General features: G+C 34.1%; 14 protein-coding genes and 2 tRNA genes. 12 read left to right on the top strand and 4 right to left on the bottom strand.

Features of this window, described 5'->3' with window-relative positions; all coding sequences use genetic code 11:
- Positions 1–285: 285 nt before the first annotated feature.
- Genes OIU83_RS03065 through OIU83_RS03055 form a run of 3 tightly spaced genes read left to right on the top strand, consistent with a single transcriptional unit; the run spans position 286 to position 7,415 of the window.
- Positions 286–3,309 carry a SusC/RagA family TonB-linked outer membrane protein gene (locus OIU83_RS03065; protein ID WP_264204800.1) on the top strand — a complete coding sequence of 1,008 codons (3,024 nt, stop codon included), beginning with the start codon at positions 286–288 and terminating at the stop codon, positions 3,307–3,309.
- A 10-nt stretch (positions 3,310–3,319) separates the two neighbouring features.
- Complete coding sequence (locus tag OIU83_RS03060) at positions 3,320–4,723, top strand: RagB/SusD family nutrient uptake outer membrane protein (protein ID WP_264204799.1); 1,404 nt, start codon at positions 3,320–3,322, stop codon at positions 4,721–4,723.
- 34 nt (positions 4,724–4,757) lie between these two features.
- Positions 4,758–7,415 (top strand): alpha/beta hydrolase family protein, encoded by a 2,658-nt coding sequence (locus OIU83_RS03055; RefSeq protein ID WP_264204798.1) that lies wholly within the window; start codon positions 4,758–4,760, stop codon positions 7,413–7,415.
- A gap of 74 nt (positions 7,416–7,489) precedes the next feature.
- Here OIU83_RS03055 and OIU83_RS23590 read toward each other — a convergent pair whose 3' ends face one another.
- Positions 7,490–7,735 carry a DUF6520 family protein gene (locus OIU83_RS23590; protein ID WP_404827644.1) on the bottom strand — a complete coding sequence of 82 codons (246 nt, stop codon included), beginning with the start codon at positions 7,733–7,735 and terminating at the stop codon, positions 7,490–7,492.
- Positions 7,736–8,041: 306 nt separating this feature from the next.
- Here OIU83_RS23590 and OIU83_RS03050 point away from each other — a divergent pair, with 306 nt between their 5' ends.
- Both OIU83_RS03050 and OIU83_RS23585 read left to right on the top strand, forming a co-directional pair.
- Entirely contained in the window at positions 8,042–8,311 is a 270-nt protein-coding gene (locus OIU83_RS03050) for a hypothetical protein (RefSeq protein ID WP_264204797.1), read from the top strand.
- A 3-nt stretch (positions 8,312–8,314) separates the two neighbouring features.
- On the top strand, positions 8,315–9,967 hold the full coding sequence (locus OIU83_RS23585) for a recombinase family protein (RefSeq protein ID WP_404827643.1): 1,653 nt from the start codon (positions 8,315–8,317) through the stop codon (positions 9,965–9,967).
- On the opposite strand, the gene OIU83_RS03045 is transcribed toward OIU83_RS23585, so the two are convergent.
- Positions 9,927–9,999: transfer RNA gene (locus OIU83_RS03045), tRNA-Met, on the bottom strand. The genes OIU83_RS23585 and OIU83_RS03045 overlap by 41 nt on opposite strands.
- 372 nt (positions 10,000–10,371) lie before the next feature.
- On the opposite strand from OIU83_RS03045, the gene OIU83_RS03040 reads away from it, so the two are divergent.
- From OIU83_RS03040 to OIU83_RS03025, 4 genes are all read left to right on the top strand, one after another.
- Positions 10,372–11,508, top strand: a complete 1,137-nt coding sequence (locus OIU83_RS03040) for a hypothetical protein (protein WP_264204796.1) — start codon at positions 10,372–10,374, stop codon at positions 11,506–11,508.
- A gap of 567 nt (positions 11,509–12,075) precedes the next feature.
- Positions 12,076–12,534 carry a hypothetical protein gene (locus OIU83_RS03035; protein WP_264204795.1) on the top strand — a complete coding sequence of 153 codons (459 nt, stop codon included), beginning with the start codon at positions 12,076–12,078 and terminating at the stop codon, positions 12,532–12,534.
- Between the two features lie 487 nt (positions 12,535–13,021).
- Positions 13,022–14,278: a hypothetical protein gene (locus OIU83_RS03030; RefSeq protein WP_264204794.1), complete on the top strand. Its 1,257-nt coding sequence runs from the start codon at positions 13,022–13,024 to the stop codon at positions 14,276–14,278.
- Between the two features lie 607 nt (positions 14,279–14,885).
- Positions 14,886–15,269 (top strand): hypothetical protein, encoded by a 384-nt coding sequence (locus OIU83_RS03025; RefSeq protein WP_264204793.1) that lies wholly within the window; start codon positions 14,886–14,888, stop codon positions 15,267–15,269.
- Positions 15,270–15,377: 108 nt separating this feature from the next.
- On the opposite strand, the gene OIU83_RS03020 is transcribed toward OIU83_RS03025, so the two are convergent.
- Positions 15,378–15,450: transfer RNA gene (locus OIU83_RS03020), tRNA-Met, on the bottom strand.
- A 117-nt stretch (positions 15,451–15,567) separates the two neighbouring features.
- Here OIU83_RS03020 and era point away from each other — a divergent pair.
- The 3 genes from era (at position 15,568) to OIU83_RS03005 (ending at position 21,273) form a co-directional block, all read left to right on the top strand.
- A complete protein-coding gene (gene era / locus OIU83_RS03015) occupies positions 15,568–16,449 on the top strand; it encodes a GTPase Era (RefSeq protein ID WP_264204792.1) in 882 nt (293 codons plus the stop codon).
- 385 nt (positions 16,450–16,834) lie between these two features.
- Complete coding sequence (der, locus tag OIU83_RS03010) at positions 16,835–18,145, top strand: ribosome biogenesis GTPase Der (protein ID WP_264204791.1); 1,311 nt, start codon at positions 16,835–16,837, stop codon at positions 18,143–18,145.
- Between the two features lie 368 nt (positions 18,146–18,513).
- Positions 18,514–21,273 carry an outer membrane beta-barrel protein gene (locus tag OIU83_RS03005; RefSeq protein ID WP_264204790.1) on the top strand — a complete coding sequence of 920 codons (2,760 nt, stop codon included), beginning with the start codon at positions 18,514–18,516 and terminating at the stop codon, positions 21,271–21,273.
- Between the two features lie 286 nt (positions 21,274–21,559).
- Here OIU83_RS03005 and OIU83_RS03000 read toward each other — a convergent pair whose 3' ends face one another.
- Positions 21,560–24,106 carry a TonB-dependent receptor gene (locus OIU83_RS03000; RefSeq protein WP_264204789.1) on the bottom strand — a complete coding sequence of 849 codons (2,547 nt, stop codon included), beginning with the start codon at positions 24,104–24,106 and terminating at the stop codon, positions 21,560–21,562.
- Between the last annotated feature and the right edge of the window lie 82 nt (positions 24,107–24,188).

Genomic DNA, 24,188 nt, shown 5'->3' with positions numbered 1-24,188 from the left:
AGTGCCTTTGATACGATAAGCTGAGTACCTGCGCCATTTTTTATTTCTTTAGCAAATTCTCCGGCTTTCATTCATAGCACCAAATCTTCATTGTTTTTTAGGCTTGCAATTGATTTAATTAGTTTAATCTATTAAAATTCTTTGCCTATGATTCAACAAAACTGGTAGTCGATACCATAACCTACTCCACTTAACGCATAAAAAATGGCCCTCTACTTCGTCACCAAACTAGTATAGAGGACCGTAGCAAACAAAACAAACGTTTTACTTAACTAATCCAATATTATGAATAATTATTCATTTTACAAGGGTAGTAAGGCTCTTTATTACCTGATTTTTTTCGGGTGTTTCTTGTCTTTTACCCCTGTTTTAGCAAAAAGTGTACTGCGGCAACAGCAGTCCAACACGCAACAAAATCTGGTACATGGTACCATTACTGATGGTACTAATCCTTTACCAGGAGTAACTATTGCCTTAAAAGGCAAAGCCAATTCCGGTAGTATTTCCGATTACAATGGGCAGTATAGCATCGCTGCTGCTGTTTCAGATACTTTAATCGTTTCTTTTATAGGTTTCAAAACTGCAATGGTCCCCATAAAAGGGAGGCAAGCAATAAACATAGTATTAGAATACGATACCATGGCATTGCAGGAAGTCCGAGTCAACGCAGGTTATTATACCGTAAAGGAAAGCGAGCGTACGGGCAGTATTTCCAGAATTACAGCCAAGGATATCGAAACTCAACCCGTTACCAATGTCTTGGCAACCCTGCAAGGACGTATGGCAGGGGTAAACGTAACCCAAACCACAGGAGTCCCTGGAGGAGGATTTGAAATCCAGATACGGGGACAAAACAGCATCCGACCCGAAGGAAACAATCCATTATATATTATAGATGGTGTGCCTTATGCCTCAGACCCCATCGGTTACAACCAAACTTCCACAATCTTTCCTACGATTACCAGCCCACTAAACAGTATCAATCCAGATGCCATAGAAAGTATCGAAATACTAAAAGATGCCGATGCAACGGCTATTTATGGTTCCCGTGGAGCTAATGGGGTAGTGCTCATTACCACTAAAAAAGGGAAGGAAGGAAAAACCAAGTTTACCATCACTGCTTCCTCAGGCGCAGGAACAGTCACCAAGTTCATGAAACTCATGGATACCCAGCAATACCTTGCCATGCGCCGTCAGGCATTTGTCAATGATAAAATCACTACATATCCCACCAGTGCATACGATATCAATGGCACATGGGATCAAAATAGATACACCGATTGGCAAAAGGAACTCATAGGTGGTACAGCTGTAATAACAGATCTGCAAGGAACCATAACTGGAGGATCACAGTATACCCAGTTCCTTTTTAGTGGGAATTACAATACCCAATCCACAGTATTCCCCGGTAATTTCTTGTACAAAAAAGGAGGTTCTCAGTTCAATCTTAATCATCAATCTGTAGATGGTAAATTTCGTTTGGTATTCTCAGTTGGATATACTGCGCAGAATAACAACCAACCAGCAGGAGATCTTACCTATGATTCTCGTGCGCTGTCTCCCAATGCCCCTGCACTCTATGATGCAGTTGGAAACCTCAATTGGGAAAACGGAACATGGGACAATCCCCTTAGAAACTTGTCAGCGGAATCTAAATCCAAAACCAAAGACTTACTGGCAAATACAATCTTGTCTTATGAAATAATACCCAATTTAATAATTAAAAGTAGCTTTGGATATACCGATTTGCAACATGAAGAGAGTCGTATTAGTCCTTCAACTATTTATAACCCTTCTTATGGATACACTAGTGCTAATTCTGGTTTATACCTCAATAATACCAAACGTAGCTCTTGGATTATTGAACCCCAAATCAATTGGGAAAAGAAATTTGGAGGTGGCAAATTTGGTATTCTACTAGGAGGAACCTTCCAGCAACAAACAACTTCCCGATTGTTTCAATCCGGCAGTGGGTTTAGCTCCAACAGCTTAATCTATGATTTAGCATCAGCAACTACAAAGCAAGTACTCCTAAGTGATGAAACTATATACAAGTACCAAGCATTCTTTGGTAGAATGAACTACAATTGGCACGACCGTTATATTGTAAACCTAACTGCAAGGCGTGACGGCTCGAGTCGTTTTGGACCAGGGAATCAATTCGCCAATTTCGGAGCAGTTGGTGTAGCTTGGTTATTTTCTAATGAAAGCTTTCTTAAAGACAGTTCCTGGTTCAGCTTTGGAAAATTGCGCAGCAGTTATGGAACAACAGGGAGTGACCAAATTGGGGATTACCAATATTTAAATACCTATAATTCTTCGGGTGTTAATTATGAAAGTATTGTCGGATTACAGCCCACACGTTTATTTAATCCTGACTTTGGATGGGAAATCAATAAAAAATGGGAGGCTGCCTTGGAAATGGGATTCTTTGCGGATCGTATCTTTTTCACAGGAGCATGGTACCAAAACCGCTCTTCGAATCAACTCGTTGGGATACCACTTCCCGGAACCACAGGTTTTACCCAACTTCAAGCCAATCTGGATGCAACGGTGGAAAATACAGGATTAGAATTCACACTGCGCACCGTCAATTTTTCTACTAAACATTTTAATTGGACCAGTAGCCTTAATCTCACTATTTCCCGTAATGAACTCCTAAGTTTTCCTAATTTAAAAAGCTCCACATACAAAGACAGATACCGTATAGGAGAACCACTGAACATTCAATTGGGATACAAATATGTTGGAATTGATCCTGTAACTGGCGTTTATCAATTTGAAGATCAGAACAACGATGGGATATTATCTTCTCCGGATGATAAACAAACAGTAGTGAATCTTAATCCAGACTATTTTGGAGGATTGCAAAATCAATTGAGTTACAAAAATTGGAAACTGGATTTTCTTTTTCAATTTGTAAAACAACTCAATCGAAGTTATCTCTTAGGACTTGGCGGACTTATGATTAACCGACCGGAAAGAATGGTAGATAGTTGGCAACAAACAGGAGATACAGGATCCTATCAAATCTATAGTACAGGATACAATGCAGCTGCTGTAACAGCACAATCTCGCTACAGTACCAGTGATGCTACTGTTGTAGATGCTTCTTATATAAGGCTAAAAACCGTTGCAGTAAGTTATGCTGTTCCATTAAAGACAAAAGCAGTACAATGTACCCTTACGTTGCAAGGACAGAACCTTTTGACTTTTACTCCCTATGAAGATGGAGATCCAGAGTTTAAAAGTAGTGGCTATCTCCCGCCGTTAAAAGTGATTACCGCTGGCATTCAACTAACTTTTTAATCTATAGAGTATGAAAACGATATATGCAAAAAAGAAAAAGCACTTGAATATAGTGCCTGCAATACTATTTTTAGGTCTTGTGCTATCCATGTCTTCTTGTGATTCCTTTGTGGAGGTAGATCTTCCAAAATCACAACTTACCAATGTTACCGTATTTCAGGATTATGCTACAGCCAATGCTGCTATGGCAGATGTTTATTCCAAGATTCGCGATAAAGGAGTCCTTACAGGAAGCCAATTTGGGATTTCAAATTATTTGGGCAATTATGCAGATGAGCTTATTTTTTATGGACCCCCGAGTAATTCGGCTTTGGCTTTTTACACCAATCTGGTTTTGCCTTCCAACAGTACTATAGCACTGTTTTGGAACAATTCCTATAATCAAATTTATGCTGCCAATGCCGTATTTGAAGGAGTTGGAGCATCTACTTTTAATGTTGAAGAAAAGGCACAATTACAAGGGGAAGCGCTCTTTGTACGTGGACTACTTCATTTTTACTTACTCCAACTCTTTGGAGCTATTCCTTACGTGCAAACCACCGATTACAAAGCCAATAGTGTTGTAAAAAGAATGTCGAGTAATGAAGTTTATGCACAAATTATAAGCGATTTAAAAACAGCTGAAACATTGCTTTTACCTTCCTATGCAAATACAGAAAGGGTACGTCCTAATTCATTTGTAGTAAAAGCACTTTTAGCACGAGTTTATCTTTATAAAGGTGCATGGGATGATGCTAATAAAATGGCTACAGCTGTGATAGAGAATAATACGTTGTATGTTTTTGAAAACAATCTCGATAAGATATTTCTAAAAACGGCTACAGAAACAATCTGGCAATTCATGCCTACTGTCGCAGGGAAAAACACAGATGAAGGTGCTTTTTTTATTTTTACTTCAGGACCACCTCCACTGGTAGCACTCAGCGAATCACTCATAAATTCTTTTGCTGTGAACGATCTTCGTAAATCACGTTGGACCGCCTCAGTAAGTAAAGGAAGTGGGATATGGTATTATGCCTATAAGTACAAGGAATCCAAATTTACTTCGGCTTCAAAGGAATATTCCATAGTACTAAGGTTGACAGAGCAATACCTGATTCGCGCAGAAGCTCGCGCAGAACTAGAAAATCATATCGGAGCAAAACAAGATTTGAATAAAATCAGAAAACGTGCAGGACTCTCTGATATAGTGACAAATTCAAAAGAAGAACTCTTGGAAGCAATCCAGCAGGAAAGAAGAAAAGAACTTTTTTCTGAATATGGGCATCGTTTTTTCGATCTCAAGCGCAGAGGTAAACTTGATGCTGCTTTGAGTGGAAAGTCAGGATGGAACACTACCGATAGTCTTTTGCCTATTCCAGAGAGTGAACTCAGTGTCAATCCGAATCTAGGGCCTCAAAATCCAGGTTATTAAGAATTTAATTCTAGTGATAAAACCAAGTGCTAAGATGAAAATACCACCCAGAACAACCGTTAGATTGCCATGGCGAAAGCCATTCTTTTTATTAGTTTTTATTTTGCAATTAGTAGCCTGCTCCCTTTGGGGGCAGGTAATGCAAAAAAAGACATTAACAGTAGCCGATTACCCAAAGTGGGGCAGATTAAATATCGATAAAATGAGCCCAAACGGTGAATGGATTAGTTATACCATGTCTTATCATTCGGGTCTTGATACATTATTTATAAAGAATACCAAGTCATTAAAAACGCATTTTTTTGCACTTGGAAACAGAAGCAGTTTTATAACATCTGATTGGTTTACCTGCCAAACTACAGAAGGTTTACAACTGATGAATTTGAAAACAGGAAAGAAAGAAACAGTGTTTGATGCAGTCAAATATGTTTATACTCCAATAGCTAAGAAACTCCTTATTTTGATAAAAGAAAAGAAGAAATTAAACACACTGCTTATTCGGGAACTAGATGGAGTGGCACAGGATCTTATTATGGGGGTGAATGAATTTACAATAGATCCTACAAACCAAAAAGTCCTCTATACAACAACAATGGGAAAAGAGCATACTGTTGGTCTTTTGGAGCTTTCCAAGAAGAACCAAAAAACAATTCTGCTTAGTAGCACTAGTTCTTTTTCTAATTTGGTTTGGCATATAAAAGGAAAAGCCCTCGCTTTTATGCAAAAGTCTATAGATGCAAGTAGTCCCAGCAATACTATTTTTTATTATAATCTGTCAAGCAAGAAATTATATAAACCCAATCCTGAGATAGAGCAGACCTTTCTGAGCGACTCCCTATTTATACCAACAGTAAGTTATAAATTAAAAATTTCAGATGACATGCAGAGCGTTTTTTTTGCTGTAGTGCAAAGAGCAAAAGCCAAAGATAGTACAACAGATTCCGACGTGCAATTATGGAATGGAAATGCCAAATTGATTTATCCAATGCAAGAAAAACTAAAACAAAATCAGACAATTTATCTTGCACTATGGCATCCCTTGACAGATAGGTATCGACTTATTTCCAATGATAGTTTATCAGAGTTTATGCTAAGCGGAGATCAGAATTATGCCATACTATCGGATCCCCAACAATATGAGCCACAATATGCTTATAATGGTCCTCGGGATTTTTATTTGGTTGATTTGTCTACTGGTAAAAGTGAGCTGCTTTTAAAGAAACATTCGGGACATTCTCAATACACCATTGCATCTCCCACGGGAAAATACATTTCTTATTTTCAACAAGGAAATTGGTGGGTTTATACTATTGCAAAGAAGACCCATGCCAATATTACTGAAAATATAGGACAATCTTTTTCTAACAACGAAAATGAGTATCCACAAAAAGCGAGTCCTTATTCCTCTTTAGGATGGACACAACAGGATAAAGAAATCTTATTATATAATGCCTATGATATCTGGGCAATTAGCCCAGATGGAGTGTCTGTCCGTAGGTTAACCCAAGGCAGGGAAATCCAAACTTGCTTTCGACTGGCAGGATTTTCCAATAAATTTGTATCCAAAGAAAATTACAATGGAAGGATTCATGAAACCATTGACCTCAATCAGGGATTACTATTAGCGGCTAGAAATGAACAAGAGTATTCGGGTTATTACAAATGGTCTCCTAGGTCCAATGAAAAAATGGTATTTTCAGACAATATGAGACTGGATGAGTTAATTCAGTCTGCCAGTGGTGATACCTTTGCATATAAAGAAGAACGTTATGATCTTTCTCCACGATTGATGCTGCAAACTCCTACTGATAAAGTACCTAAGATACTATTTCAAAGTAATCCACAACAGCAGGATTTTTATTGGGGAAAAGCAGAACTAATTCATTATAAAAATGCAAAAGGCAAATCCTTACAAGGCATCTTGTATTATCCAGCGGGTTATGACAATCAAAAGAAATATCCAATGATTGTTTATATTTATGAAAAATTGTCTCAGGGACTACACAATAAATATATCAATCCTTCTGAGTTTACAGGGGATGGAATGTTTAACATTTCTACTTTTACAACACAAGGTTATTTTGTACTCGCTCCGGATATTTCATATGAGATAGGTAACCCTGGAGTGTCAGCAACTGATTGTGTTGTTTCGGCAACCAATGAGGTAATTGCACGAGGTCTTATATTGCCGGATAAAATCGGACTCATTGGGCATTCTTTTGGAGGGTATGAAACTGATTTTATCATCACGCAGACGAACCTTTTTGCTGCTGCTGTGGCTGGCGCTGCTGCAACAGACTTAACAAGTTGGTATCTGACAGTGGGGGCTTCAGGGAGACCTGACATGTGGCGTTTTGAAAATGACCAACATCGTATGGGGAAATCGTTATTTGAAGATAAAGAAGGCTACGACAGAAACTCTCCAATTGTGCATGTGAAGAATATCACAACACCATTACTGTCTTGGTCAGGAGCAGAAGACAAACAGGTGAACTGGAATCAAAGTATAGAACTTTATTTGGCATTGCGTCGTTTGGAAAAGAAACATATTATGTTACTCTATCCCAAAGAACAGCATATACTTACCAATAGTGGCAATCAGAAAGACCTTTCCATTCGATTACACCAGTGGTTTGATTATCATCTAAAAAATGTACCACCAGCAACTTGGATAAAGACAGGGCTTAAATAATAACCAGTGTTAAATAACAATGCAGTTCCAAAAGAACTGCATTGCATTTTAAAGGGTATTTTTAAAAATTAAATTTATGGACGATATACGACTTCCGTACAAGTCGTTGGGCTGTCTTTCGCAAAGGCTTGTGGTCCTTCGTCATCAAAAAGACGACATGCGTCACCTTGGTCCGTACTACATTCTACTTCGATACTACAAGGAGCCCCTGGTACGGTAACATAACCCAATATAGGATCGTCATCTACTTTAGCTTCACTTTGCATCGATGTGGTTAGAAATGCACCGGAAATGGCCAGTACAAAAACTGCAACTGGCATCATATTGCTTTCATAATAGTAAAATTTAAAATTAATAGCGATCTACTTTTTTCTACAGGTGTTCGATATCGTTTTTGATACTTAGTCTGTTAGCATTTTCTATCATGGATATATTATGTCCATGATTATGATTAAAATGCAACTTACCTTTGTAAAAGGTAGGAAGTTATTATTTTTAGATAGGTAAATTTTACCTATCATTTTAAAAAAGTAGCTTCTTATCTTTGTTAGGAAGTATGATTTTAATGTAGAATTAGCAAAAGACCGTTATAGCGGTCTTTTGCTATTTAATGAGGGAGGTACAAGATGGGAAATGAAGAAACAGATGAAAAAAGAAGAATCACTCCAGAAAAAGTCTTTAAAAGGTTACAGGCAAAAAGACTGGATTTAACGCTGCAACGCAGAAAAAGAAAGCTCTGTAAAATAAAAAGCAATGGGGGAAAGAAACAAGGTAAATTGACAATTGAAGAATTAAGAAGATGTAAAGGTTTTGATGAAATATCAGAATCGGAAGCAAATGAGCTAATTGATAGTTTGTTTCAATTAGCAATAATCATATATAATTTAAAAGAGTGAATTATGGGAATAGAAAATTTTAAAAGATTTCAAAAAGAAAAAATAACCCAAAAGATTGCCGTGAAAGAGGTTTGGGGTTATACCAGAGTGAGCTCCAAATTACAATTGGTAAACAATAGTTTGGAAGAGCAACGAAATGAAATAGTCCAATTTGCGAGCAAAAACGGCTATACTTTGAAAAACATCCTTGGAGGAACTTATGAAAGTGCTTCGGGAGATTTCACAAGGAAAGAGTTTACGAAATTATTAGACGAGGTTAAAAGTTCCAAACAAAAACCTTTTGCAATTGCTATAAAATTTATCAGCAGATTTTCTCGAACTGGTGGTAATGCTATAACCATCGTACAAGAACTAGTAGATAAGTTAGGAGTTCATTTGATTGAAACATCATCAGGGCTTTGTACTAATGACGAATATAGTAAGTTGGATATTTATAGCAAACTATTAGATGCCAGAAGAGAAAACATGGATAGATTAGAGAAAACTATTCCTGGCATGAAAGCACTGCTCAGAGCAGGTAATTGGTTAGGAAAAGCACCTAGAGGATATACCATGAGAGGGAGAAAAGTATCCGATTATGCCTTACTTCAAGAAACGCAATCTATTACAGTCAATGCCGAAGGAGTTATTTTAAAAAAAGCTTGGAAATGGAAGCTCGCAGGCGAAAGAGATTTTGTAATAAGACAAAAACTAGATCTGTTAAATTTAAAAATAACAAAACAAGGGCTTAGTGCTATGTGGCGCAATCCGTTTTATTGTGGAATATTGGTTAATTCTTTGCTGGAAGAGCCGGTGAAAGGAAATTGGGACGGATTACTGAGTCAAGAAGATTTTTTGATAATTAACAATATCCTTTCGGAAAATAATAACAATGCAGTTAAGGAACATACCAAAAGTAAGGTCAATGAGTTTAGACCCCTGACAGGATTTCTACGATGCGAATGTGGAAGCTTGCTTACAAGCTACGAAGTTCGTGTAAAAAACAAACATTATTACAAATGTCAAAAGTGTAAAAATGCTAGTTTTAATGCAATTACTACTCCAAAATCAAAAACAGAGGGATTAAACAATTCATTTGAAAATTTATTATCAAATTACACACTTAACGCTCGATTTGTCGAACCTTTTAAATTACAGTTAAACAAACTCTTTGATATGATGAATACAGAGGGTAAGGATGAAATAAAAAGTTTACTTGTAAAGAAAAAAGAATTAGAAATAAAAATAGAGAATTTAGACAAACGCTATTTTGATAATCCAACTTTTGGTGATGAAAAATATAATAAATATGTCACACAATTTGAAGCAGAATTAAAGGCAATCATAGTGCAGATAAACATAAATGAAAAGAAACTATCTAACCATAAGAAACATATTGACAAGGTGGTTGATAAAGTTGTAAACATCAATAAATGCTGGAAAGAAGGAGATATTGATAGTAAAATAAGGATTCAAAATTTGGTGTTTCCTGAAGGATTGTCAATTGGGGCGAAAAATAGGGAATATCTAATTGGAAAAGTGAATTCTATTTTTGTTTTAATCTCAATGATTACAAAGGGTGATCTAAGTAGTAAAAAACAAAAAACCCATCAATATTTTGATGGGTCATTCTTAGTAGCGGGAACAGGACTCGAACCTGTGACCTTCGGGTTATGAGCCCGACGAGCTGCCTACTGCTCTATCCCGCGTTGTTTCGGGTGCAAATGTATAGCCAATTATTGGATATTTCAACAAAACTGAGCATTTAACGAATAAAAATAAAATAAACAAAGCTTCGGATTTCTCTGAAGCTTTTTTGGATATCCACATTCATTTAAGTATCAAAAACATCCAGCTAAATAAAAGTCTTTTTGAATAATTTATAATGGAAAAATTATATATTTGAAAATAAATAATGTGTAATACTTATCATATATATCTACCCTAATTTGGGGAGTTTTGTGTGGTTTTGACATACGTATAAATAAGTCGGGGCAATTTTCGGGAACCTTAATAATAAATAATAAACCAAAAAAATAATAAACCAAAAAAATAATAAACCAAAAAAAAGATAATACAACATGAAAAAAAAAATACTCTTACTTCTTACATTATTCATTGCAAATTTTAACTATGCCCAAAACATATTACTTGACAGTTTGGTTCAAAAGAATAGTTTTCCTTTCCAAAATGATAAAAACGTTTCATTTCAGGGAAAAGGATGGGATGTTTTGCTAGACGAAATAAAACAATCTAATTCGGTTTTGTTGGGAGAAAGTCATTTTACAAACGAAATTCCTTATTTCACAAATGCTATTATCAATGAGGTTAAGTTTGATAACTATTTTCTTGAGGTTGATCCTTATTCAGTAGATATAATCGAAAAAAAAATTAAATCTCTATCTGCCGAAAAGCTTAATTCTTTTGTTAAAGAATATAGTACAAACTTTTCTTTTTTGGAGTATGAACCCGAATTTAATTTGTTTAAGGATTTAGTTAAACGTAACACCAAAATATATGGTGCTGAGCAAATTAGCGTTTTTGCGGATCAAATGATAATTTCAACTTTAAAAGAAACTTCAAAAAATAAAAAAGTAATTGAGATATATGAGCAAATGCTTCATAATTCCAAACTAGTTGCGTCTAAAGAGGGTTTTGAAAAATACTACCTATTATCCGAAGATTGTCTTCAAAAAATAGATTTGTTGTTGAAGTTAAAACTTTCTGACAATGAGCGAAAACAAATCGAAGCATTAAAGTTAAGTAGAGAGATTTATAATAATAGAAATCATCCCTTAAGGATTCAATTGATGAAAAGCATCTTGCTAAACCAAATGCCCGACTGGAAAGACAAAAAAAATCTTTTCAAATTTGGTGCGGTACATCTACCAAAAGGTGAAACCATATTAATGAAAACTGATATATATGATATAGGCAACTTAGTTCTTAATGTTGAAGAGGCAAGTTTTAGGAAATCGTTGCATATAATGCTTATTGGTAAAGGAGAAGACGAAGAAGATAACACAAGTTTTAAATCTTTTCTAAATGTGCAAAAAGAGGAACAATGGTACTGTTTTGATTTAAGACCTTTAAAGAAATCTATTTTACAAAACAAGCTAAAACTAGATGATGCATACTTATTGAGAGTTATAAAGGGGTATGATTATCTTATTTATATTCCTAAAGTGACTAAAAGTAAAGAAATTTCGATAAAATAACAAAGCACAACCGCCGTCTGGCAATGTGGTGGGTTTATTAATTTGAAGATGGTTTTGTAATAGGAGAATTAGTCATAAGTCGATAAATTGGGCTTTTGTAATACTTAATTCGTTTATTTGTAAAGAATTATGAATATATTTAGTTCAGACAAATATAACGTTTGACATTCTTATCAATCCAAAATTAGGTGCCTTTGCATGATTTTGTCATATATATGTTAGTCAACATTGTAAAAAAAACCGCTTCTCTAAGAGTTTTTGTGGAAAGCTGTGTGAATGTCTCCTGACTTCGCACCCGCAATCTAAATCAAAAAGAAAAGTATTTGATTTTTAGTAGTGTTGCTTATGAAAAGTTGTGCAAATATCAATTTTATAAAAACTAATATAAACGAAAAAAGCTCCAGATTTATCTGAAGCTTTTGTCTTAGTAGCGAGAAGCATTCAAATATCTAATCGATTTGTAGAAGATTTTAATCAAATTTTATCTACTTAATTTAGTGCCAAACCCGCTGTAGTAGTGGAATGTTAGAAGTCAGTTTAGTGCAGAGAAAATTATAAACAGAAAATATGAAGATATTTAAAATAATCGTTATTCTTTTTCTTTTTAATATTTGTCATGGACAAATTCCACCAAAAGGAACAATTCAATATAAATACTATAATTATTGCAATGAAAACTTAAGCGAAACGGAACGATTAAAAACATATCCTTTTTATCCAACTGAAGAATTATGTTCAATTAGAAAATGCTTCAGAGGAATAAGTTATCCTGAAATTAACGAATTAATATACAAAAGAATAGTTGAAATTGCTAAAGTGAATTTTGATGAAAAAAATTACTTATATTTAATTAAAGGAAAGGAATGTATAGAATTAGCGGAGATGAAAAATAAAAATTTAGAGGATGATAATAAGCTAATTTATATTGGGATTGACGAAATTTATTACGATGAAGAAGTTTCGAAAGGTATAGAACTTTATAATTCTGAAACTGAAAGACTAATGAAAATAAAACGGAGCCGCTAACAGCTACCCGCTCTGTGAAGAGTTCTTGCGAAAAATAAATTTGTAGAAAGTGCTGTGCAAACGTCTCTGGCTTTGCCCCCGCAACTATAATCCACAAAGAATAGAAATAAGAAAACCCACTGCGGAAAGTGTTCCTAATTAAAAAAAGCACAAATGTCCTGTTAGGGCTGGAATTGTTGCTAGAGCATCAGATTATGTCTATTCTAGTGCAAGTAATTATGTGAATGATTTAGGGCTTTTAGCAATCGAAAAAGCAGATAATCCTGTTGTTAATGTTTTAGATTCTAAATATTTAGTGAGAAACAATTTATATTGAACTATATTTGAAAGTCAGAGATTTTAGAACTTTTTAGTTTTTGGATTAAATTTGTTTAAAAATGACGTAAAGTCATAGACATTTGCGTAGCGTTGGTGATTTATACTTCTCGGAGAGCGGGGAATTCTCTATCACAAAAAAACTTAAGTAATAAAATAATTTTATAAAAAAATGAACCTAAAAACAATACTTTTTTTCTCTCTTTTTTTTCAATATATGATAAGTTTTGGGCAATTTAAAGGTCCTGAACCAACAATAATTCGGCCTGAAGTTATTCTCCCAGAAAATCAATTAAAAGACTATACAAAATCTTATAATAAAAAAATTAAAAAAACGATCATTGATAAAAAAATCACGGAATATGATGTAAATGGAAATATAACCAAAGAAATAGATCCTGGGATTTCTTCGACGACAACAACACTTTACACTTATAAAAATAATATTTTAGTTGAGAAAATCACGACCACAATATCGGATTCGGAAATAGTGAAAAGGAATAATGCTGAGAATGCCGCTTACATAAAAGAAAGTTTAAAAAGAGGTGAACAAAGCGTTGCAGTAGCTTCATTTAATGACGAAAACAAATTGAATACATACAAAGCTATTTTAGATAAAAAAAATCGTGTGATTTCGTATATATCTGAACAAAAAGAAAATGACGGTTATAGACCAATTGATATTACCAAACAAGTTAAAATCGTTTACGATAGAGATAAAATAGTAGAAATTAACACGAACAATACTGGAAAAAAGCATTATTTCTATGAGAAAAATTACCTTGTAAGATCTGAATCTTCAATAGATGATGTTGATTCAAAATCATCCTATATAGATGATTATGTTTATGATAGTAATAATAATTTAGTTCTAATAAAAAGCAGTAGTAAAGGGAAACCTTTTCAATATAGTGCTGTTAGGGATTCAGCCGTTTATGATAATAAAAACAATTTAGTTTGGGCATATTATATAAGTATTTATAGACCATCGCAAGAAAATTTAAAAAAACAATTTATAACTTATAAATATGATAACAATAATAAACTCATCGAGTCTTCTCGATATGAGGATGGAATTGAGTATGAAAAAAATGAATATTTTTATGAAAATAATCTAATAACAAAAGCAGTAAAAACCTATTTCGTTGGTTTTCCTGTTAAAACTATTGGCTCAAAAACTTATAATTACACCGATGGTAAATTATTAGGATACAATGAAATAGATCCTTTTACTAACAGCGAAAAACAATGTGTTTATGAATATGATGATGCTAAATATTTAAAAAAGATAACTGAAGTAAGTAAATATACAGATAGAGAAACAGGGGAAATTACAAATTACAGTACAACAGCTGATTTCTCTTTTAATAAAAATACACTCACTTTTAAAAATCAAATAGGACAATTAGAAATTTATGAATTTTTTTAATAAAAGCTTGATAGATTAGATTCATAACTACAAATGAACAGAAGTTCTTAAAACGAAAAAAGCTCCAGATTTCCCTGCTGCGCAAAGTGTAGCTGGCTGTGCAAACGTCTCTGACTTTGCACCCGCAACTATAATCCACAAAGAATAGAAATAAGAAAGCCCACTGCGGAAAGTGTTCCTAATTAAAAAATGCGCAAATATCTTTGACTTTGCTCATTTTTTTGTGTTCTTAAAAACCGTAAATCCATAAAAAGTCTCCTGACTTTCTATAACTAGTTCTTGGTGTTCTTTAATCTCGATCAGAACGAGTAAAAACTGCTGTAAACCAAAAAAGCTCCAGATTTCTCTGAAGCTTTGTCTTAGTGGAGGGAAGTATCAAAATATCTAGCTGATTTGTTGATGATTTTAATGGCATTTTATCTGCTTGAGTAGAAGTTTACTTGACATAGACAGTTTAAATTGTAAATTGAATTTTTATTTCAAAACATCTAATAAATTTTAATAGAAACATTTCATATATTAGTTTGAAATAAAAGTAAGCTAATGATGCAAAATTAATTTTAAAACAAAATCTTATTTCATTACTGTTACAAATAACCTCTATACAATGTATTTTATCATCTCAATTCTTTTTTCGATTTTTAATTTGAACAGCCAATCGGAAGAAAAAACCTATTTTGGAAGATCACACAACTACAGTGCAATTTATAGTTATAGTGTTGCTGAAATTCACATTTCTTCAGATTCGACAATGACAAGATATGATTATAGATTACCGAATAAGAGAGAATGGAAAAACTATAAAAATTATGAAGCTAAGAAAGAAGTGGAAATAATTTCAAAAAAAGGAAAATATTATTCATTAATTAATCCTGTGAATCATTTAGAAAATGAAATGCATTGTGTTAAAATAACAGATAGCAGATTAACTTATTATTATAAAGCCCCAGATGGGAGTTTCATAAAAGGTTTTACGTTTAAAAGAAAATGAACTTAGAATAATCCCTTCTTTGATGCTTTTCTACGGAAACATGTTGAAATGAAGAAACGGGATTTTTTCATAAAAAAAACTCCAGATTTCTCTGAAGCTTTGTCTTAGTAGCGGGAACAGGACTCGAACCTGTGACCTTCGGGTTATGAGCCCGACGAGCTGCCTACTGCTCTATCCCGCGTTGTTTCGGGTGCAAAGGTATAACCAATTATTGGATATTTCAACAAAAACTTTAAAAAATGTTTTATTTTCTGTATTGACTTGATATGACTACCTTTGCAGAATAAATAGTACACAAATGTCACATAAAGCAGGTTTCGTAAACATTATCGGAAATCCAAACGTTGGAAAATCAACACTAATGAATGCCTTCGTTGGAGAACGATTGTCTATAATTACATCTAAAGCACAAACTACACGTCATAGAATCCTAGGAATCGTAAATGGAGAGGATTTTCAGTTAATCTTATCTGATACTCCTGGTATCATTAAACCAGCATACGAAATGCAGGAATCGATGATGAACTTTGTAAAATCGGCTTTTGAAGATGCTGATATCCTAGTTTATATGGTCGAGATAGGGGAGCAGGAACTTAAGGATGAAGCTTTCTTTAATAAAATTGTTCACGCCAAAATTCCAGTTTTATTATTATTGAATAAAATCGATAATTCGAATCAGGAACAATTAGAAGAGCAAGTTGCATTCTGGACTGCTAAAGTTCCTAATGCTGAGATTTTCCCAATTTCGGCTTTGCAAAACTTTAATGTGCCTGAGGTTTTTGGTAGAATCATCGAATTATTGCCAGAATCTCCAGCGTATTACCCTAAAGATCAATTGACAGACAAACCGGAACGTTTCTTTGTAAACGAAACTATCCGTGAAAAAATCTTATTGAATTATAGTAAAGAGATTCCATACGCAGTAGAAATTGTAACAGAAGAATTTTTTGAAGATGAGAATATCATCCGCATTCGTTCTTTGATTATGGTGGAACGCGATACTCAAAAAGGAATTATCATTGGGCATAAGGGGGCTGCTTTGAAAAAAGTAGGAATGGAAGCTCGTGCTGATTTAGAGAAATTCTTTGGTAAACAAATTCATATTGAGCTTTATGTAAAAGTGAATAAAAACTGGAGAAGTAATGCTAATATGTTAAAACGTTTTGGGTATAACCAATAAGGTTAGTATTCAGTGACAGTCTCAGTATTAAGTTTTCAGTTTTGCAAATAAAACGTTTAGTGTAAAACTGAAAACTTGAACTGAAAACTGGATTTTAGCCCTGATAGTAGTGGAGATCCTTTTGTGACGCTTCTTCAGCGGAACAAAAGATTAAAACGTCCCGAGGCTTCGGGAGCAGGGAATAGCTCCTGATAAAAGTGTTTAGTCTCAGTTTTTAGTAGCAGTTTGAGAGCTTTTTTTACTGAAAGCTTAAAACTGATAACTACAAACTAAAAAAGACTACCTTTGCAAAAAATTAAAATAAAGCATTTTGGACTACAAGTGATTAGGTTTTTGGGTAACTAAAAATCTAAAATTTGAAATTCAAGATCTAAAATTCAAAAAAATGAATAACATTGTTGCGATAGTAGGAAGACCTAATGTAGGGAAATCAACCCTTTTTAATAGGCTGATACAAAGAAGAGAAGCTATTGTAGATTCAGTATCTGGGGTTACCCGTGATAGAAACTATGGTAAAAGCGAGTGGAATGGAAAAGAATTTTCTGTAATTGATACGGGTGGATACATTCGTGGATCGGATGATGTTTTTGAAGGGGAGATTCGTAAGCAAGTAGAATTGGCTATTGACGAAGCCGATGTAATTATTTTTGTGGTAGATGTCGAAGAAGGTATAACTCCTATGGATGACGTTGTTGCCCGCCTGTTGCGTAAAGTGACTAAGCCAGTTTTATTGGCTGTGAATAAGGTAGATAACGCTATGCGTGAGAAAGATGCGATTGAGTTTTATAACCTTGGTTTAGGTGAATATTATACGTTTGCAAGTATATCCGGAAGTGGAACGGGAGATTTATTGGATGCTTTAATTGAGTCTTTTCCAGTAAAACCAGAACCAGTTCAAGAAGAGGTAGTTTTACCTCGTTTTGCTGTTGTAGGACGTCCTAACGCTGGGAAATCAAGCTTTATCAATGCACTTATTGGTAAAGAACGTTTCATGGTAACCGATATTGCTGGAACTACTCGTGATGCAATTGATACTAAATTTGACCGTTTTGGTTTTGAATTTAACCTGGTTGATACTGCGGGAATCCGTCGTAAAGCTAAGGTGAAAGAAGATTTAGAGTTTTACTCAGTAATGCGTTCGGTTCGTGCAATTGAACATGCTGATATTTGTATCTTGATTATTGACGCTACGCGTGGATTTGAAGGACAGGATCAAAGTATTTTCTGGTTGGCAGAGAAGAACCGTAAAGGAGTTGTTATCTTGGTAAACAAGTGGGATTTGGTCGAAAAAGATACCATGTCTACACGTGATTACGAGGCTAAAATTAGAGAAGAATTAATGCCTTTTACTGATGTGCCAATTTTGTTCGTTTCGGCTTTAACGAAACAACGTTTATTGAAAGCATTAGAAGCTACGGTTCAGGTTTTTGAAAATAGAAAACAAAGAATATCAACATCCAAATTCAATGAATTTATGTTGAAAGTTATTGAAGCATATCCACCGCCAGCAACTAAAGGGAAATATGTGAAAATTAAATATTGTATGCAGTTACCAACACTAACGCCTCAGTTTGTGTTTTTTGCCAATATGCCACAATATGTTAAAGAACCATATAAGAGATATCTTGAAAATAAGATTAGAGAAAATTGGGACTTCTCAGGAGTGCCAATCGATATTTATATTAGAGAGAAATAATAAACAGAAATCCCGAGTAATCGGGATTTTTTTATGCCTTTAATGTAATGTTTAATATAACTGTTCGTTATGTATTAAAATAAGGATTGTTTCAAAAAGTGAATACAGATTAAACGAATTTGTTCTTGGGTTAGTGTTAGATACGAGTTCTATAGGTTGACACAAATAATTAGTGGAAATTCGTGTAATTGGCAGCAATAAAAAAATGTATTAATTAATTTATTGGTACTTGAAACGTTTGCTTTTAGTAGGCTATCTTTGTCTGGATGATTATTTACCTGATTGAAAAAATATATGGGTAATTAGTAATAAAAACAGATTAAACCTTTGTCCTTTTTTTAGGTCTTATAGTATTAAAAAACTCCTTCATGTTTAGATTTTACTTCTTTTTATTGTTTCTTTTTTTAGGTTTTACTGCCAGCGCTCAAAATGATATTGTTATTAAAGGGACGGTCGTTGATATTAATACGCAACTACCCATGGAACTTGCTACAGTATATTTTACTACAGTTAAAGATTCTACTATAATTGAATATGCTACGACCGATAAAAATGGATTTTTTAGTATAAGCACTAAGAAATATGATAAGCCTGTTTTCTTAAAGATTAATTACATGGGGTATCAGCCTTATTTTGAGGAAGAAAAAGGACTTCTTGCAAGTAAAGATTATGGTAAATTATATTTACTCGAAAATGTAAATGCCTTGGATAATGTGGTTGTAAAGAGTGAGGCTGCGCCAATTACAATGAAAAAAGACACGCTGGAGTTTAATGCATCTTCTTATAAAGTGCGTCCAGACTCTAATGTTGAAACATTATTAAAACAATTGCCGGGGGTTGATGTGGATAATGATGGTAAAATTACGGTAAATGGAAAACAGGTAACTCAGTTTTTGGTAAATGGGAAACCTTTTTTTGATAAAGACGGTGCTATTGCGTTGAAGAATCTACCGGCAGAAATTATAAAAAAAGTTCAGGTATCTGATTATAAAACCAAAAAAGAAGAGTTGTCAAAGCAAGAATCTACTTCGGATTATTCTAGTATTAACTTAACTATAGATGAAAAGAAAAATAAGGGCTTCTTTGGAAAAATAGTTGGCGGTTATGGCTCTGATGATCGTTATGAAAGTAGCCTTATCATGAATTTTTTTAATAACCAACGAAAGATAAGTATTCTCGCCTCTTCAAATAATATTAATTCTACAGGATTCTCTATGGATGATGTATTTGATAACATGGGAGGAGGGAGAAATAGTAAAGGTTTAAGTGGTAGCTCATCTGGAGGAGGAAAAGGAATTACGCAGTCTAACTTAGTTGGATTTAATTATTCGGATGATTGGGGTAAGGATTTGGCAGCTACGGCGAGTTATGATTTTTCGAATACGATTAATGAAAATAAAAGTAAGTCGGATCAAACCAGTTTTTTGCCAACAGGAAATATTCAAACCAGTTCGGAATCGAATACAAGAAATGAAAATACAGGAAATAATGCTAATCTGGAATTAGTATACAAAATTAATCCCACGACCCAGATTTTTGTTTTACCAAAACTTAGTCAATCTCGTTCCAATAATAATTCGGATTCGTCTAGTTTTTCTGAGGATGAGAACGGACAACCTTTAAACGAAAGCAATTCTAAATCTTATACTGAAAGCACAAACACAAGTTTTAATAACGTTATTAACTTTAATAAAGCTTTTGAGAAGAAAAATCGTAATCTAAGTTTAGTTCTTATTAATGCTAATACAAGTAGTGACTCGGACGCATTAAATCTTTCTAAAACCATTTTTTATCAGGATACTAAGCCTAACGACGATAGAAATCAGAATACTAAGAAGAATACAGTTAGTGATTCTTATTCATTGGATGTTGAATATACAGAACCCATAACCGATTCATTGAGAGTAAGATTTGGGTCGGATTTTGATTGGGCAAGTACTATAAATGATGAGAAAACATTCAATTTTGATCCTGGTACACAATCGTATTCAGATTTAAATTTATCATTGTCTAATTATATTACTTCAAAACAAAATTCGATTAGTCCTAAAGTTGGTATTACTTGGCAGAAAAATAAATTTACTGTAAACTTGGATTCCAGAACGGCAATTGTAGATTATAATAATCATTCTTTATACTTGAATACAACTACAGATTTGAATCAAAAGTATGTTTTACCTTATGGGGGAGGGCAAATAAGATATAAGTTTAATAAATCAAAAAACTTAACGTTTAAGTATGATTATTCGAATACGCTTCCTACTTCGGCTCAGTTACTACCAGTTTTGAATTTGAGTAATCCGTTGAACACTATAATAGGAAATCCAGATTTAAATCCTATCGAAAAAAATAGTGCTAATTTTAGTTTTAGAAATTTTGATTTCCGTACACGTTCCGGTTATAGTTTGTTTGTAAAAGCAGATTATTATAATAACGATGTTGTTTCGACTTCTGTTTATGATGATAGCGGAAAAAGAACGACTACTTATGCTAATATTTCAGGAACTTATATTACTTCTGTAGGCGGAAATTGGAATCAGTCTATAAAGAAAGATGCCCATGTTTTAAGATATGGTGTTGGGTTAAATGGTAGTTATTCTTTTGATAAAGGATATACAAATGCTGTTTTATATAATGCAAAATCTACTGCAATCACTCCAAAAGTGTACTTGGCATATGATTATGGTGAGTTGCTTACCATTGCTCCATCATATAGTTTATCTTATAATGAAACAAGTTATGAGAATTATTCGAGAGACGCTACCTCCAATGTAATTCATAAAATTAATTTGCAAACAACATCATATTGGCCAGAGAATTTGGTTTTCGGTAATGATTTTGGATATACTTATAATTCTAATATTTCTAGTGATTTCAAGAAGGATTTTTTTCTATGGAATACAAGTTTGTCTTATGGAATTCTAGATAAAAAAATGTTTGTTAAAGTCAAAGTTTACGATGTTTTAAATCAAAACCAAAGCGCTACGAGAACAATCTCTTCGACATCGATTCGCGACGAAGAAAATACTGTTTTAAAAAGATATGTGATGTTTTCGCTATCTTATAAAATTGGAAATTTCATGTCTGATAAAAAAGAATCTAAGAAGAGAGGGAAGGAGAGGTTTTAGGTCAAGGGGTTTTGAGGCTCAAAGGGTTTAGAGGTTCAAAGTGACAAAGGTTAAAGGTATTGGTAAAAAAGGTTTTAGTTTAATCTTTTGCATTTTACATCTTATAGATTTCATGATTTGACTGCTTGGTTAAAAAATAGAACGTAGATAAATACGAATTTCTCTTTGATGCTTTTAAAAATTCGTGTTTCCTTTTAGGTAATCTTTGGTTCTAAATAAAAAAACTGGAGCAAGTTGTTTAAGACTTACCCCAGTTAATAGGAATTTAATTTATGAAGAATAAGTTCTATAAAGAATATTTAAACGTTACTCCATATGTTCTTTGATCTCCTAGTACACCAGCATATTGTCCTGCATTTCCTCCAGCAGGTAATAGTTGTTCGTAGTAATCTTTGTCCAATAAGTTACGTCCCCAGAAGTGGATTGATAATCCTTGTGATGCGCGGAAACCTATGCGAGCATTAAATATTGCATAACCTTGAACATTTAGATATTTAGATGCTGAGGCGCTTGATGAGAATTCTGAACGAGCATAAGAATCAATAGCTAAAAAAACTTTTCCTGCGTTTCCAAAGAATTTTGCATTATCAGAAAGTTCACCTCCTAAAGACCCTGCCCATTTTGAAGCACCAGGCAAAGAAGAACCAGATACATCTTTAAATGCTACAGGAGCTCCTGTTTCTTCTAATGGAAGTGGTGCATTTGTAAATTTAACATATTTAGCATCAGTATAAGTTGCAGCACCATTTATGGTTAGGTGTCTGTTTACTACAAAACTAGCATCTAGTTCTGCTCCTCTTACACGTACTTTATCTGCATTGGCAAGATATCCACGGTTAACACCTAGTTCAGCAGCTTGAACATTTGTTTGGTAATCTTTTATTTCTGTATTAAAGAATGTTAAGTTGAATATAGAGTTTTTAAATGGAGAGGTTTTTACTCCAATTTCATAATGATTTACTTTTTCCGGTTTAATTACGGCAAGATCTAGTAGAGGCTTACCAGCAGAATCTGTTGGAAGTCCAGCTACATTTACACCAACTGGTTTATAACTTTTTGCATAAGTTGCATAAGCGTTGATCTTGTCTGTTGCTTTATATGATACTGTTAAGTTTCCAGAAAAGTCGGTATTATCTGTATTTGATGTAAAAGCCTGATCAGAGTAAACTTGTTTTTTCAAAGCAAGTAATGCTGGATCGGTAGTTTGAAGTCCTCCGTATGTTGTACGGGCGTAATCGGCATCTTTTTTGTCGTAATTGTATCTTAAGCCTGGTAATATGTGTAAACGATCTGTAATTGCCCAGTCTAGTTGTCCAAATACAGCTGCACTTGATGATCTGATACTAGCATTAGTTTTGATTCCGTATCCTTCAAAAAGACCCGGAGTTTTCCATAATGGACTAGTAGAGCTTTGTGAGAATCTCCACTGTGCATTACCAGACTCTTCAGTACCATTTGTTTTTGATGTTTGATCAATATAAAATACACCTACAACACCGCTTATTCTAGATGTAAGTTGACCTGCGTAACGAACCTCTTGTGTTATTTGTGTTTGTCTTGTTGGATTTTGTGATTTTGCAAGTACTTGTAATCCTGTAAAATCTCTATCATTTGATGGGTCCCAATTCCAAAAACGCCAAGCTGTTGTTGAGGTAAGAGTTCCGCCTCCAATTTTTGTATCAATATTAAGTGATAGACCACCTAAGTCTTGTCCTGAACGCCAAGGCGTATCTTGGTCAATCTTACGGTCAAAAGCATTCTGACTTGGAAGTTGGTAGTTTAAATCGGCAATAATTGCGTCAAATTGGCGGTAAGCAGCTCTTTGAGTTGGAGCAACACCAGCAACTACCTGAGCATATCCATCTGGGCGTTGAGTGGTGATATCTGCTGCAAATATAATATTGGTATTTTCTGATGGAGTATAAAGTAATTGACCTCTAATTCCTTGATTGTTTAGTGTGTTTGTAGGTCTTCCTGTTACAACATTGTCAATAAGACCATCACGTTGAGTACCAGAAAATGATAAGCGACCTGCTATTTTGCTGCTTAAGGCTCCTGTAACGGAAGCTTTGGCTTGCAGGAAGGCATAATTTCCGTAGCTTACTTCAAAGTCTGCACCCGAAGTAAAACTTGGTTTGCGAGTTGTGATATTAAAAGCACCCGAAGTTGTGTTTTTACCAAATAATGATCCTTGTGGTCCGCGTAATACCTCGATTTGTTCTACATCGATAAAATCCAAGGTTGTTGCTGCCGGACGTGCATAATACACACCATCTACATAGAAACCAACACCAGGATCGATTCCGTCATTGGTAAGCCCAAAAGGAGATCCAAGGCTTCGAATGTTAATGCCTGTATTTCTAGGATTTGATGAATAAAGTTGTACTGATGGAACTAACTCTTTAATACGGTTAACGTTAAAAGCTCCAGTTTGTTCTGCTTGTTTACCTGTTATAACCGAGATTGCGATTGGAACGTCCTGAACTTTTTCTATTCTACGTCTTGAAGAAACTACAACTTCTATAAGTGCATTTTCTTCATTTAAAGTTAGTAATAAAGGAGTTGTTGGTAAGTTGGTAAGTTCTACCTCTGTGGTTTTGTAACCTATATATTGAACCAAAAGCGTTATAGGAAGTTTGCCTTTACTGTCTATTGTGAATTTTCCGCTAGAATCTGAAGTTGTATTCGATGTTGTTCCTTTTATGATAACATTGGCGGCTTCTAATGGAATGTTTTGATTATTTGTTACGACGCCTTCAATGTTTTGTGCAAATGAAATTGAGAAGGTTAAAATTGATAGTATTGTAAGTGTTTTTTTTATAGAATTTTTCATTTTTATATTAAGTATATGTGATTAGTAGAATTTAAATTAAATTTTTTTACTAACACATACACATAATAATACGATCACTATT

This window comes from Flavobacterium shii (assembly GCF_025847235.1).
In the GTDB taxonomy this organism is placed as follows: domain Bacteria; phylum Bacteroidota; class Bacteroidia; order Flavobacteriales; family Flavobacteriaceae; genus Flavobacterium; species Flavobacterium shii.
The sequence above is the reverse complement of the archived record's forward strand: the minus strand, read 5'-3'. Positions and strand labels throughout refer to the sequence as shown.